The organism is Candidatus Defluviilinea gracilis (assembly GCA_016716235.1).
Classification (GTDB): domain Bacteria; phylum Chloroflexota; class Anaerolineae; order Anaerolineales; family Villigracilaceae; genus Defluviilinea; species Defluviilinea gracilis.
In genome coordinates this window covers 529,936-542,729 of the sequence record JADJWS010000003.1, presented here as the reverse complement: position 1 = coordinate 542,729, position 12,794 = coordinate 529,936, and the positions used below count along the sequence as shown (strand labels likewise).

Genomic DNA, 12,794 nt, shown 5'->3' with positions numbered 1-12,794 from the left:
ACCATGACAAAGTTGAAAACAAAAACAGTTGCAAGATCGAAAACCCAGCCAAAGTTAAAGAAGAAGGCGGTTGCTGAGAAAAAAGCGACAGTGGCGATTATTAAGCCAAAATCGATTGTTTTGTCTCGCGCGAAAAACTTGTCTGCGAAACCGAAGGCGTCAACCTCTACGAAAGTGCGCGTGGTGAACAAGGTTGCATCTCCAGACATCTTATCGCGTGACGGACGGCGATTGTCGAAGGGACTGCGCTTGCCTCAATACAATTATATGAAGCCGCCCGGTTTGGCGCATAACTTTCAAGTGGGCGATAAGGTGGAAGTGTTTTGCGACCACGAAAAGAATCGCGAGCGAATTCGCGGCTGGATCCAGGGCGTTGTGGTGCAGGTGGACAACAAACTCGTCGCGGTGCAGTTCCGCTCCAACGTGTATCTCACCGACGGCTGGATGGTTCCCGACCGCATCCTGTGGTATCCGCTGACCTCCGAACACATGCGACCGGTGCCGGGCAAGAAATCGGCGAAGCGCGAAGAAAAATTTATTCCAGATTATTAGGAATTCACGTATATACGTAGACAAATAGACACGCACACATGTTTACTTGTTTACCTGTTTACGTGTGTACTTGCTTACCATGCCTCTCGACCCCAACGAAATCCGCAAAGATTTTCCCATCCTCCAGCGTAAGACGCATGACAGTGTCCCGCTGGTGTATTTGGATTCGACCGCCACCTCGCAAAAGCCAACGGCGGTGATCGAAGCGATGAATGACTATTATCGCCGCTCGAACGCGAACATCCATCGCGGCGTGCATACGCTTGCCGAAGAAGCGACGACGATGTACGAAGAGGCGCGCGAGAAGATCGCCAGGTTCATCAATGCGCCATCGTCAAAGCAGATCATTTACACGCGCAACACGACTGAGTCCATCAACCTCGTGGCGTACACGTGGGCGCGCGCGAATCTCAAGGCGGGCGACCTCGTTATCCTCACCGAGATGGAGCATCACTCGAACCTCGTGCCGTGGCAGATGTTGCAAGCCGAACGCGGCATCGAATTGGATTTCATTTCTGTAACCGAAGACGGCTTGCTGGATCTGGACTCGTACAAAACGCTTCTTTCGCGGACCCCGAAACTGGTCGCCTTTACCCACATGTCCAACGTGCTGGGAACGATCAACCCCGCCGCCGACCTCATCCGCATGGCGCATGAAGTTGGCGCGATCACCATCGTGGACGCGGCGCAATCTGTCCCGCATCTCACAGTGGATGTGCAGTCCCTCGACGCGGATTTCCTCGCTTTCTCTGCCCACAAAATGTGCGGACCAACCGGTATCGGCGCGTTGTATGGCAAGACTGAATTGCTCGAATCCATGCCTCCGTTCCTGGGCGGCGGCGATATGATCAAAGAAGTGAAACTCCGTTCGTTTCGACCGAACACACTTCCGCACAAATTCGAGGCGGGCACTCCCGCCATCGCGGAGGCGGTCGGTTTCGGCGCGGCGGTGGATTACCTGACCAAAGTCGGTATGGACAATATCGCCGCCCACGAACACGCGATCACCGAATACGCGCTCGAACGCTTGGAAGAGATCCCCGGCGTGAAGTTGTTCGGTCCCTCGGCAGATAAAAAAGGCGGCGTCGCCGCGTTCACCTTTGACGGCGTCCACCCTCACGACGTGGCGCAGATCCTAGACCGCGACGGGATCGCCATCCGCGCGGGACATCACTGCGCCCAACCGTTGCACGAGAAATTTGGAATCCCTGCCACCAGCCGCGCTTCGTTCTATTTGTACAACACAAAAGAAGAAGTTGATTTTCTGGTAAACGGACTTTATAAGGTGAAGGAATTGTTTGGTTAGTCGCATAGTTCGTTAGTCGAATAGTCTGATTGTTTTGACTTTTCGCTGACCGACTACGAAACTACCTGGCTATTGGACTACGAGACTACCTATGGACGACCTCTATCGCGAAGTCATCATCGAACACTACAAGAACCCCGCCTACCGCGGGCGCCTCGACCCGCACGATATTCAATTTGCGGACAACAATCCGCTGTGCGGCGACCATATCGAGATCACGCTTCAAGCCGCCGCGGATGGAACGGTCAAGGACGCGCGCTTCGATGGGCATGGATGCGCTATCTCGCAAGCCTCCGCCGATCTGCTGATCGAGTCGATCATTGGCAAGCCGCTTGAAGACATAAAACTGATGAGCAAACAGGACATCCTCGATATGCTCGGCATCGAATTGGGACCTGTTCGCTTGAAATGCGCGTTGCTGTCGCTGAAAGTTTTGAAGGCGGGGGTGTATGGTCTCGGCGAAGCGAGTGATGAATTGGTGGAATAAAAACACAGACAAGGAGACACGTACACAGGTAAACAGGGAAACACGCACCCACGTGTCTACTTGTTTACCTGTATACATCATCGAATGTTCAACTACACAACCTTAGACGAATCAAAAATCGAATACTATGAAATCATCCCCGCCAGCGAATTGCCGAACGGAGAGCGATTGTTTATCGAGATCGAAGGCAACTCGCTGGTGATCTTCAACATTGCGGGTCAATTCTTTGCCATTGCCGACATCTGCTCGCACGACGGCGGTCCGCTAGGGGAGGGCGACCTGGAGGGATTCAATGTGATCTGTCCGCGCCACGGCGCCGAGTTCGACGTGCGGACTGGCAAGGTGGTTCAACTTCCCGCCGTGGACGATATCCCCGCGTATCCTGTGCAAGTGCGGGATGGGGTTGTTTTCATCGGGATACCGAAGGAGTAAGGCAAAAGTAGAAAGTGGAAAGTAAAAGCGGAAGGCTTGGTTGTCCTTCCGCTTTTTGTTTACCAAAAATTTTGAATTCCATCGCAGTCTCCAGTCTCGATACGCCCCTCAAAACCATTCGGGGCTACTCGACCACCGTCAATTCTCTAATTCTCCCAATTCTCTTTACTTCCTCACCCCTCAAACGTCCCCACAATCCTCAAAATATCAAACCCCTCCGCAAAGGGACGCTCCGCCAGCGCGCCGTGACGAACCATGATGGAGCGGGTCAATTCGCTGTTGAAGTAGTAGCGGTCGCGATACGTCTCGTATTTGGATAGCGCTTCGATCTTCTTGTTCACATCCTCCTCGGTGACTTCGACGAGGAAGTGGGGGAAGAATCCGTACGAGGAACGGACAACGTCGAATCCCAGCACGGTGATGCCGCGAAACGCGCGTAGCGCCTCATCGGTCATCGTGTTGTGATCTTGATGCACATCCTGCTTGGAGTGGGTGAAGATAAGATCAGGCTTGAAGTCCTTGCGGAGTTTGAGAAAGTATTCGAGAATTTCCTGCCGCGAATCGGGGAAGACGCGCGTGGTGAATGGTCCCAGAATAATTTTTTCTTTTGAAATACCCAACACTGCCATCGCTTCGTGATGTTCGCTCTTCACGTTTTGCAGATCGGGATTCTTTTGGTTGTCCGATAGCGTGACGCAGAGAACATCGGTCTTGTCCGCGATGTTATGAAGTAACGCGCCGCATCCCAACTCAATGTCATCGGGATGCGCGCCGAGGAAGAGGACTCGTTTGCCAGAGAAGTTCATGAAATGCAATCCGCAGATTTGGCAGATTACGCAGAAAAAAATCTGTTCAATCTGCGTAATCTGCGGATACTATTACTTTGTCGCCAAAATTCCGCCCACAACCTTCGTCATCACTAACTTGCCGTCGCGTTCAAACCAGCGCGTAGCCACATTGGTGATCTTGCCGATGAGCGCTTCGTATTCGTCGTGACCGTTAAACATCGAAGTCCACAACTTGCGGTCTTCGCTCAACGAGGCGCGGACGTATTCGATGAACGGTGGGACGCTGGGGAAGGTGAGATGATTCTCGAACTTGTGCAGTTCGGTCTTGGCGAAGATGCGGTCAATGGTGTTGAAGATGTCGCCTTTGAAGCGACTCGACCCAGGCATCGGCGGGATGGTCGCATTCGTCGCTTCTTTGATGATGTCGTAGAACATCTGCTTGTTCTCAGGCAGTGGACCCGAGACGAAAAGCCGTCCGCCAGAAGTCAGCACCCGATGAGCCTCACCAAATGTAAAGTCGAGGTCAGAAGCGTAATAAATCGCAAACGCGCTGGTGCAGAGGTCGAAGGTGTTGTCCGCAAAGTTGAAGGGCTTGTTGAAATCCAAAAAGACGAAGTCAATGTTCGAGCCGCGCTCCTTGTTTTTCGCGCGGGCTTTGTCGAGCAGTTCTTCCGAGAAATCGCCGCCCGTGATTTTCGCGCCGCGTTGAGTATAATCGTCGAAGAGAAAAGACAGTTTGCCCGCGCCACAGCCGACATCGAGAATGTTCATGCCCGCCTGAGGCTGGAGCAATTCGTTCGTCCACACGTCAATGTTGGCGGAGCCGTATGTTTCGTGAATGTCAATGCGGGTGAGCAGGTCTTTTGATGTTTCTTGGTAATTGATTTCCATTGATTCTCCTGATGTGGTCCTCGTACCGCAAAGTTCACTTTGCGGATGCGCAGTGTAAAAGCAAGTGAAGCGCAAGATAAATCTTGCGGTACGAACTGGTACAAAAAATTATACCAACAAACAAACTAAAATTCAACCGCTGAATTTTGAAGCCCTGTTGGAATTGCCATGATTAGAAAACTCACCTTGCATAATTTTGACTCGATGGTAAACCGTCCACGAATAAGACCACGAATTCTCGAATGTCGAGGCGTCAATTCGTTTATTCGTGTGTATTCGTGGACGGTCTTCGCTTTTCTTGCAACGATTCTTTTAGCCTCCTGCGCCGCGCCGACAGCGCAAGCGACAGTGACGGCTGTCCCCACTTCGACGCGCGCGGCAATTTCAATTTCAACTGAAACGCCCGCGCCAATCCCTGCCCCCACAGAAGACGAACAAGCAAATACCGCTGAGGTGGCGGACCTCCTCGCAGACCTCGACTACGACGCCTCTGATCACGAGAGCTTTGGTTCTGAGTTCTACACCATCGAAACGCGCGAATGGCAGGGACAGCAGGTGCGGATGCTCATCCATGACGATCCTTCTGTTGAGGGACAGCGCATTGACGGGATGGAGGTGATGATCGACGGCGAGCTACGTTGGGTGCGGGGACTATGGTATCCGACCACGGCATACCCAGGATCGGGAGGCATTGTGCTTGATATGCCAGTGTCGCCTGGGACTGATCTGGCAACCTATTTTCGAGAGGAGAATGGACCCAACTCGGTGTATGGACAGTTTTTGCGGGCGATTGCTCACCAGAGGGGGATAGCGGAGAGCCAGATATGGGACTATATCGTAGAGCATGACTACAAAATCAAAATCAGGTTGCCTAACAGAGCCAACGGGTCGAGCTACTCGCCCTCGCTCCTGACCGAGTCGGAGCTGGTAGAGGTGGACTTGTCCCAGCCGTTTTATCGGAGCCATCGCGCGGAGGTCAATCTGGGTCAGGCAGTCAATGGAGTGGTATTGACCGATCTACCCGAGAGGGTACTATTTCTTATCGGCGACTCTCGAGAGCGGAGTGGATGGTTTGTTGACGCGCAAGGCGCCTTGGTCCATGTGCGTTTTGATTACGAAGGCTCGATGATTACAGGTAGGGCAGAGTATGTAAGTGGGGACTTGTTTGATCAGTTGGAGATTTTGGCGGCAATGACCGACGGATTTAGCGACGCAGGCGACTTTGGTCCCAATCAGTGGTTGCAAAAGTTCTTTGCCAGAGTAGGGGCGAGTTATCGTCCAGGTAACACGATATTGGATCGAGATCTTTTTGCCAAATATAATGATGCTTTTACGGATTACACATGGTCTTTGTTTACGAGAAAGTAAGATTAAGTTGACTGTGGGCGAGATTTTTTGCACAATGAGGGGGTGAAGAGATATGGATGGATTGTTTTATTGTTATTGGTGATTGCAGGGTCGGTGGTGGGGAGAAAATATCTCGGTGACCTGGCGACTGACATCGTGACTCCTGATATCGAGGTCGTGTCTGACTCGAGCCTCCTAGCGGTGGGGACGGTAGATAGGGACAAGATCAGGGACGAACTCAATACGATCAACTTGTATGATGCCAGAGGCGTCACCTATTATGCACCCACGACGGCACAGCAGGGGAGCGTGAGCGTGCGCAAGATCAAAATAGTTTTGACTCCTACCAAACAACCGCTTGGCTTGACCTATTATCAGGGAGAGCGTGAGCCTTTTCAGAGCTGGGGGGTGGAGTATGCACCGACGGCGTCGGGCGCCAAGCACGACCTAACCATCTGGCTGTATGTGCGGGAGGATATCGTGCAGAGAGAGACGGGCGAGTCGCTCGCCAAGTGGTATCAGGGCGTACTCCTGAACGCTCTCTGGGACTTGACCCACCCGCAAAAAGCGGAGTACACAGGGATGGAGCGGTTTGCGGGGATGAGTGAGTATATCCAGAGCGGGGTGGGAGCGAGCTGGTGGAGCATAGATAAGGCGGGGGGTAGACCATGAAGCACCTTAACCTGTTACTCTCGGCAGGGATATTGCTCACAACTCTGTTGGTGTTGCCAGGCAGTGTAGGGGCGCAGAGCTGTGGAGGCGGGACGATCACGGGCGCACAACCGATAACGGTTTGCGGGGGTGCGTGTCAACCTAGTCAACCTGGATGTTGCACTCAGAGTTGTAGCGGGGTGACGCTGGCTATCGAGTACTGCTCGGACTATACAAATGAGGCGACTTGCAACGCGGCGGGATTTGGCGGGAGCTATACGTGTGGGAGTGGTGGCTACTGTAGCTGGGGAGGGACGGGTGGAGGTGGGGGCGGTGGATCATCGTGCCCAGGGGAGTGCAGGCAGGGGCATTGTGGGTAGTGGCTATTTGGGTGCGTAAAGCCACAGAGATCACAGAGGATTTGAGATTTTTCTCTGCGGTCTCTGTGTTCTCTGTGGCAAAGAGGTTTTTGCCCACATGTATCGCCACTCCTGCATTGTGAACAGCGGGAAGTCTTTCGATGCCATGATAAAATCTCCGCACTGGAGTCATTATGGCGAGCAAAATAAATTCTGTCAAAGGCACACGCGAGTTTTACCCCGAGCAGATGTTCGCGCGCAACTTCATCTATGCAAAAGTTCGCGCGGCGTCTGAGATGTTCGGTTATCAAGAGTGGGACGGTCCGTTCATCGAGCCGCTTGAGTTGTACGCCGCGAAATCGGGCGAGGAACTCGTGAAGAAGCAATCGTTCACGTTCGAAGATCGCGGCGGCGAGCAAGTTGCCCTGCGCCCCGAACTCACGCCGTCGCTGGCGCGCATGATCGCGGCGAAACAGGGCGAGTTGAATTTCCCCGTCCGCTGGTGGTCGTTCGGTCCGTTTTGGAGATACGAGTCGCCTCAGCGCGGACGCTCGCGCGAATTCTTCCAGTGGAATATTGACATGCTCGGCGCGGACTCGCCCGAAGCGGATGCGGAACTCATCGCGGTGGGGGCGACGTTCCTGCGCTCGGTCGGACTCAGCCCCAGCCTGACTCAAATTAGTGTGAATAATCGGCGTCTGATGGATTCGCAGTTCGACGCGCTCGACATCCCAGCCGACAAGCGCGTGGACGTGTCGAATCTCGTTGACCGCCGCGCCAAAATGGAATCCGCGAAATGGGACGCGTACGCGCTTGAGATCGGACTGAATCAGAATCAACTCGACGGCTTGAAAAGTTTGCTCGGTAATTTCGACTTATGGAAGCAAAGCGAAGAACTCACTCGCGCGTTCGCCGCGCTCGAAGCGTTGGGTGTGAAAGACTACGTGAGGTTCGATCCAAACATCATGCGCGGACTGTTGTATTACACAGGCACGGTCTTCGAAGCCTTCGACACCAGCGGATCGGTCAAACGCGCCATCTTCGGCGGAGGTCGCTACGATAATTTGCTGGCAGATGTCGGCGGGCAACCGCTTTCAGGCGTTGGCTTTGCGATGGGCGATGTGGTGGCGGGGATCATCCTGCAAGAGGCGGGACTCATCCCTGAGTTTCAGCCAAGCCCTGCGCAGGTATTGGTCACTGTGTTCGATGCAACTCTCTTGCCTCAATCCTTCGCGCTTGCGGCGGAGTTGCGCACTGCGGGACTCAATGCGATGGTTTATCCTGAGCCAACAAAACTACAGAAGCAATTTAAATTCGCCGACAAGATGAAGATGAAGGTCGCGCTGGTGCTGGGTCCCGACGAAGCGGAGAAAGGCTTGGTGGTGGTCAAAAACCTGACGACGGGCGAGCAGGCTCAGGTCAAGAAAGAAGCGGTTCTTGAATCCGTAAAAGGGATTTTGAGGGATGCCTGAAATTCGTCCTGTAACAAAAGAGAACTGGCAAACGTTGATCGATCTGAAAGTGCGCGACGATCAGAAAAATTTTGTCGCGTCGAATTTGTATTCGATTGCCCAGGCGCAGTTCGGCGATGAGTTCGAGGGACATTGGGATCTGTTCGCGTATGGAATTTACGATGGCGATACGCCCGTCGGCTTTTTGATGTATGGATTTAATTTTTCGCATCCGTCGCAACAGGCTTACATCCAACGCTTGATGGTGGATGAAAAATTTCAGGGCAAGGGCTATGGGCGGTTTGGGATGGAAAAGATGCTCGAAATTTTTCGCGCCGATGAACGCGTCAAAGAAGTGAGCATTAGCTATGAGCCAGAGAACGACGTTGCGCGAAAGTTGTACGCAAGTTTGGGGTTTGTAGAGACAGGGCGCATCATCGAAGGTGAAGCGGAAGCGGTGTTGAAGTTGAAAGCCCCCAATAACTAAAGCGAAAGAACCTTAACACGAAGGACACCAAGGACACGAAGGAAGGAAAAGCGCCTTTGATTTGATCGGCTTTTTCCTTTGTGACCGTTGTGTCCTTTGTGTTTGAAAAGAGATGCCTGGTTGATTGCACTGTGACTAATAAAAAGAGCCACGTTTTTACGCGGCTCTTAATTTATTATCTTCCGTCGTCTTGATCTTTCACGCCGTAACCGGGACCGTCTTTGAAGAAATCGTAATGCGGTTTGATGTCCGGCGTAAAGTCGAGGACTTCGCCAGCCTCAAGTTGGCGGGCGGTCTCGAGCAGGATGGGCTTGCCGTGATGGTTCGTCCCTTCGAAGAGACCGGTGAGTCCGACGGCGCTGATGTATTCGCCGCCTTTCGCGGTGTAGGCGGTCGGCACTTCGTCTTCGGGGAAGATCGCAAGATACGGGCATTCAGGCACGCACGCGCCGCAGTCAATGCAAGTGTCGGGGTCGATGTAGATCCAGGGCCATTTGTCGAGCGGGAAGCCCGGCAACATGCACTCGACGGGGCAAACGTCGATACAACCGCGGTCTCGAACGCACAAACTGGTGATGATATGGGTCATGTAGAAACGTCTCCTTTGAGAAGTTATTTTCGAAGTTGTCTGATTATATCTGCCTTCGCGTACTCTGCAAGATTGAAATTCGATTTCTTCCTAAAGTTGTTTTTGCCACTGAACCTGTTGCGCCGTAGTTGCACTGCGGCGGCGGCAGTACAACTGCCCGCCAACTGCGTAAGTCCTGCTAAAGTTGTTTTCGCCACAGAGAACACCGAGATTTTGAGAAAAAACTCTGAGCGCTCTGTGGACTCTGCGGCTAAGACCGCAGGGTAACGCGCTTACTTCGCGGCAAACTTCGCGGCGACGGCATCCCAGTTGACCACGTTCCACCACGCAGCGACGTAATCGGCGCGGCGGCTTTGATAGTTCAAATAATACGCGTGTTCCCACACGTCAATGCCGAGGATGGGCGTCGCGCCGTCGGACAGCGGATTATCCTGATTCGCCGTCGAGACCACCGCGAGTCCGCTCCCTTTTTTGACGAGCCATGCCCAGCCTGATCCGAAGCGCGTGGCGGCGGATTTGGCGAACTCCTCTTTGAACGCGTCGAACGACCCGAAGGCTGATTCGACCGCTTTTGCCAACTCGCCCTTCGGCGCTCCGCCGGCGTTCGGTCCCATCACTTCCCAGAACAAATTGTGATTGAACGTCCCACCGCCGTGGTTGCGGACAACTCCGCGCACCGATTCGGGGATGGCGTTCAGGTCGCTCAACATCGCCACGAGCGATTTGCCCGCGAGTTCGGGGGTCTTCTCCACCGCGCCGTTCAGGTTGGTGATGTAAGCCTGATGATGTTTCGTGTGATGGATCTCCATTGTGCGCGCGTCGATGTGAGGTTCGAGCGCGTCGTAGGCGTATGCCAGTTTTGGAAGTTCGAATGCCATGATCGTCTCCTTGTTGGAATTATCGTAGTAACGACTCTGCGAAGCGCGCTGTGCGTCAGTCGTTATTTGACGACTGAAGTCGTCACTACGTTGTGGATTTCTTACAAAGAAATTGTAGCCCTGTGGAGGGAGCGTGTCAAGAAAGATATTCGATTTCTCTCTTGCCTCGAATCGGCTCCCTCTGTTATCCTCCCCGCATGAACAAAAACAGACTGGAAGCCTTCAGCGATGGCGTGATCGCCATCATCATCACCATCATGGTGTTGGAATTGAAAGTTCCACACGAACCGACGTTTGCCGCGTTGAGCGAATTGGCTCCCGTGTTTCTCAGTTACGTATTGAGTTTCATCTACGTCGGCATTTACTGGAATAACCATCATCATCTGTGGCAGATGGGCAAACAGGTGAACGGACGAATCCTGTGGGCGAACATGCACCTCCTATTTTGGCTGTCGTTGATTCCGTTCGCAACCGCATGGAGCGGCGAAACGAGTTTTGCGACACTGCCGATGGCAACGTATGGATTCGTGTTGTGGATGGCGGGATTCGCATATTACATACTCGTCCATGAGATGATCTCGCATCATGGAAAAGAATCGAGTCTTGCCTCCGCGATCGGCAACGATTTCAAAGGCATCGTTTCGTTGGTTGGATACACGGTCGCGATCATCGTTGCGTTTTTCAATCCGTTGATCTCATTGGGGTTGTATGCGGCTGTCGCCATGCACTGGTTTATTCCCGACCGTCGAATCGAAAAGATGATAGGTCGTTGATAACATGACTCTCGCATTGACGGACAAAGACCGCGCCATGTTGCGCGGAGATGGAGGAGCCGCCGCGAAGATGGCGATGAATATCATCGTCCGCATGGCGGAGGTGTCTGGCGCGAAAGAATTGCTCGACATCACCGGCGCGCACATTGACAGCACGGTGTACATCGGCGACGCGGGATTGGAGTTTGCCGAACGGCTGGCGAGCCTCGGCGCGAAAGTGGCCGTGCCGACCAGCCTCAACGTGAGCGGACTCGACGAGCATCACTGGCAGGAGTGGGCGGTCCCGCCGGAGTGGGCGAGGCAGGCTCAACGTCAGATGGAAGCGTATCGAAGCATGGGCACGACTCCCACGTGGACGTGCGCTCCGTATCAGACAGAGGAATCCAAGCCGAAGTTTGGTCAGCAAATTGCGTGGGGCGAGTCGAATGCGATCGTGTTTGCAAACTCTGTGATCGGAGCAAGAACAGAACGCTATCCCGACCTGTTTGACATCTGTTGCGCCATCACGGGTCGCGCGCCCGCGATTGGCTTGCATCTCACGGAAAATCGCGCGGGCGAATTGTTGTTGCAATTGCGAGACGTTCCCGCCGCGCTTCAACACAGCGATGATTTTTATCCAGTGCTTGGACATTTCATCGGCAAGATTGCGCGGGATCGAATCCCGGTCATCCACGGGCTGGCTGTTTCGCCTGCGGAGGATCAACTCAAAGCGTTAGGCGCCGCGTCTGCGTCGTCGGGCGGAGTGGCGTTGTTCCATGTCGTCGGCGTCACGCCCGAAGCGCCGACGTTGGAGTCGGCGTTTCAAAATAAATCTCCACATGAAACGATTGATGTGACGATGGATCTGTTGCGCAACGCGCGCGCCGAACTTACGCACACCGACAGCGACGAGTTGGACATGGTCGTGCTGGGAAGTCCACATTTTTCACTGGCAGAATTTAGACACCTCGCGCCGTTGATCGCTGGGAAACAAAAACATCCGCGCGTGAAATTTTTGGTCACCTCCAGCCGCGCCATGACTCAACTCGCACAGCAAGCGGGCTATCTGGATTCGCTTCAATCCTTCGGCGCGCAATTGACTGTGGATACGTGCATCCTCACCACGCCGATGCTTCCGCCAGACATCAAACGCCTGATGACCAACTCGGCGAAGTTCGCGTATTACACGCCGGGCTTGCTCGGCAGAAAAATCGCGTTTGGAAGTTTGAAAGACTGCGTGGACTCTGCCAGCGAAGGCAAAATCGTTCGGGATGAATCCTTATGGACAAGTTGACGATTTCAGGCAAACCGTTCATCGCAGGCTCGGCAAAGGGAATCGCACTCGTCAGCAGTGAGCCGCTTTCGTTTTGGGGTGGCTACGATTGGAAGACGGGCGAGATCATTGACCGCAGGCATCCGCTTTCGGGTGAGATTGCGAAAGGTAAAATTCTTGCCATCCCGTTCACGCGCGGATCATCAACCACGACAGCAGTTTTGCTGGAGTCGATTCGCGCTGGGACCGCGCCAGCGGGCATCATCACCACCGCCACCGATTTTTTCTTCGCGCTCGCCTCTGTGGTAGCGGACGAGATGTACGCGAGTCCAATTCCGCTGGTGGCTGTTTCACCCGAAGATTTTGCGCGGTTGAAGACGGGTGATGAGGTTGAGATTGAAGGAAATACTATTTCAATCAAACCCGGTGGTTGAGTAGGGGCGGTGCAGTTCCGCCCCGTATCGAAACCACAGGTAGGCATACATAATTTTGTAACGAGAATTGCTTTGGCGCCTGGTGGTTTCGATACGCCCTCGGCTATGGCCTCGGGC

General features: G+C 53.7%; 15 protein-coding genes. 11 read left to right on the top strand and 4 right to left on the bottom strand.

Annotation, left to right across the window (positions count from 1 at the left end):
• Positions 1-3 precede the first annotated feature (3 nt).
• The 4 genes from IPM31_16435 to IPM31_16420 all read left to right on the top strand — a co-directional run bounded on the left by IPM31_16435 (position 4) and on the right by IPM31_16420 (position 2,777).
• On the top strand, positions 4-552 hold the full coding sequence (locus IPM31_16435; GenBank protein MBK9008564.1) for a hypothetical protein: 549 nt from the start codon (positions 4-6) through the stop codon (positions 550-552).
• Positions 553-631: 79 nt separating this feature from the next.
• Positions 632-1,858 carry a cysteine desulfurase gene (locus IPM31_16430; protein MBK9008563.1) on the top strand — a complete coding sequence of 409 codons (1,227 nt, stop codon included), beginning with the start codon at positions 632-634 and terminating at the stop codon, positions 1,856-1,858.
• Positions 1,859-1,949: 91 nt separating this feature from the next.
• Positions 1,950-2,345 carry an SUF system NifU family Fe-S cluster assembly protein gene (locus tag IPM31_16425; protein ID MBK9008562.1) on the top strand — a complete coding sequence of 132 codons (396 nt, stop codon included), beginning with the start codon at positions 1,950-1,952 and terminating at the stop codon, positions 2,343-2,345.
• An 84-nt stretch (positions 2,346-2,429) separates the two neighbouring features.
• Entirely contained in the window at positions 2,430-2,777 is a 348-nt protein-coding gene (locus tag IPM31_16420) for a non-heme iron oxygenase ferredoxin subunit (protein ID MBK9008561.1), read from the top strand.
• A gap of 173 nt (positions 2,778-2,950) precedes the next feature.
• Here IPM31_16420 and IPM31_16415 read toward each other — a convergent pair whose 3' ends face one another.
• On the bottom strand, positions 2,951-3,583 hold the full coding sequence (locus IPM31_16415; protein MBK9008560.1) for a PIG-L family deacetylase: 633 nt from the start codon (positions 3,581-3,583) through the stop codon (positions 2,951-2,953).
• A gap of 72 nt (positions 3,584-3,655) precedes the next feature.
• Positions 3,656-4,456: a class I SAM-dependent methyltransferase gene (locus IPM31_16410; GenBank protein MBK9008559.1), complete on the bottom strand. Its 801-nt coding sequence runs from the start codon at positions 4,454-4,456 to the stop codon at positions 3,656-3,658.
• Between the two features lie 168 nt (positions 4,457-4,624).
• Here IPM31_16410 and IPM31_16405 point away from each other — a divergent pair, with 168 nt between their 5' ends.
• The 4 genes from IPM31_16405 (at position 4,625) to IPM31_16390 (ending at position 8,751) form a co-directional block, all read left to right on the top strand.
• Positions 4,625-5,824, top strand: coding sequence for a hypothetical protein (locus IPM31_16405; GenBank protein MBK9008558.1), 1,200 nt, complete (start codon positions 4,625-4,627; stop codon positions 5,822-5,824).
• 42 nt (positions 5,825-5,866) lie between these two features.
• Positions 5,867-6,475, top strand: a complete 609-nt coding sequence (locus IPM31_16400) for a hypothetical protein (protein ID MBK9008557.1) — start codon at positions 5,867-5,869, stop codon at positions 6,473-6,475.
• Between the two features lie 532 nt (positions 6,476-7,007).
• On the top strand, positions 7,008-8,285 hold the full coding sequence (locus IPM31_16395; GenBank protein ID MBK9008556.1) for a histidine--tRNA ligase: 1,278 nt from the start codon (positions 7,008-7,010) through the stop codon (positions 8,283-8,285).
• Entirely contained in the window at positions 8,278-8,751 is a 474-nt protein-coding gene (locus tag IPM31_16390; protein MBK9008555.1) for a GNAT family N-acetyltransferase, read from the top strand. The genes IPM31_16395 and IPM31_16390 overlap by 8 nt, the downstream gene beginning before the upstream one ends.
• Before the next feature lie 175 nt (positions 8,752-8,926).
• On the opposite strand, the gene IPM31_16385 is transcribed toward IPM31_16390, so the two are convergent.
• Both IPM31_16385 and IPM31_16380 read right to left on the bottom strand, forming a co-directional pair.
• On the bottom strand, positions 8,927-9,340 hold the full coding sequence (locus tag IPM31_16385) for a 4Fe-4S binding protein (GenBank protein ID MBK9008554.1): 414 nt from the start codon (positions 9,338-9,340) through the stop codon (positions 8,927-8,929).
• A gap of 272 nt (positions 9,341-9,612) precedes the next feature.
• Positions 9,613-10,221, bottom strand: a complete 609-nt coding sequence (locus tag IPM31_16380; protein ID MBK9008553.1) for a superoxide dismutase — start codon at positions 10,219-10,221, stop codon at positions 9,613-9,615.
• A 194-nt stretch (positions 10,222-10,415) separates the two neighbouring features.
• Between IPM31_16380 and IPM31_16375 the strand changes: the two genes are divergently transcribed.
• The 3 genes from IPM31_16375 to IPM31_16365 are packed head-to-tail and all read left to right on the top strand — an operon-like array spanning position 10,416 to position 12,677.
• Positions 10,416-10,991, top strand: coding sequence for a DUF1211 domain-containing protein (locus tag IPM31_16375; protein ID MBK9008552.1), 576 nt, complete (start codon positions 10,416-10,418; stop codon positions 10,989-10,991).
• A gap of 4 nt (positions 10,992-10,995) precedes the next feature.
• Entirely contained in the window at positions 10,996-12,264 is a 1,269-nt protein-coding gene (locus tag IPM31_16370) for an aconitase X catalytic domain-containing protein (protein MBK9008551.1), read from the top strand.
• Positions 12,252-12,677, top strand: a complete 426-nt coding sequence (locus tag IPM31_16365) for a DUF126 domain-containing protein (GenBank protein ID MBK9008550.1) — start codon at positions 12,252-12,254, stop codon at positions 12,675-12,677. The genes IPM31_16370 and IPM31_16365 overlap by 13 nt, the downstream gene beginning before the upstream one ends.
• The last annotated feature ends 117 nt before the right edge of the window (positions 12,678-12,794 follow it).